Raw genomic sequence first — 869 nt, 5'->3', positions numbered from 1 at the left:
TCTATACTTAATCATACAAATCCGGCAGTACGAAACGAATAAAGTGAACGTGTCAAAAGCCCGAATAGCGTTACCCAACAAAAACGCCCTTCACATAAGTAAAGGGCGTTTGTTATTTGAGATTTTGATTAGCGAGCTATAATACCAACCCACCGTCAATCTTGAGCACTTGTCCGGTTATAAACGCACTTTTATCAGAGACCAGAAACGCAACGCCATTGGCGATATCTTGCACCGAGCCCATACGTCCTAGGGGCGTTTTACTTTCCATCATTTGAATGACTTTCTCTGGCAGGTTCTTGGTCATGTCGGTGGTGATAAAACCAGGGGCAACACAGTTCACTCGGATTTGAGCGCCTTTTCTCGATAGCTCTTTCGCCCAGCCTTTGCTCATTGAGATGACGCCGCCTTTACTTGCACCGTAGTTACTTTGCCCAATATTGCCATCCGTACCCACGATAGAAGAAATGCTGACAATGCTACCTGCGCCCTGCTCTAGCATTACTGGCGCGACGCGTTGAGTAAGTAAGAACACAGCCTTTAAGTTCACATCGATTACGCTGTCCCAATCTTGTTCAAGCATGTCTGGCAGCAATGCATCGCGAGTAATACCCGCGTTATTAACCAGCGCATCGATTCTTCCATGCTGCTCTACAATACTGTCTACCACTTCGCTAACAGCAGCGGCATCGCACAAATTGACTTGATAACTGCTTAGCTGCGCCGACTGGCTCCATTCCACAGGCGAGATATCCAGCCCAACGACGTGGAATCCATCTTCGAGTAGTTGTTCGCAGATGGCCTGCCCTATACCGCGAGCAGCCCCTGTAACTACGGCGACTTTGTCGTGTTTCATCTTGGTCTTCCTT

1 protein-coding gene is annotated in these 869 nt (G+C 48.0%); it reads right to left on the bottom strand.

What is annotated here, in order from left to right; all coding sequences use genetic code 11:
* Window positions 1-136 precede the first annotated feature (136 nt).
* Window positions 137-856, bottom strand: coding sequence for a beta-ketoacyl-ACP reductase (locus R7Q48_RS25780; RefSeq protein WP_025505730.1), 720 nt, complete (start codon window positions 854-856; stop codon window positions 137-139).
* Between the last annotated feature and the right edge of the window lie 13 nt (window positions 857-869).

The organism is Vibrio sp. 378, from assembly GCF_033339435.1.
The sequence above is the reverse complement of the archived record's forward strand: the minus strand, read 5'-3'. Positions and strand labels throughout refer to the sequence as shown.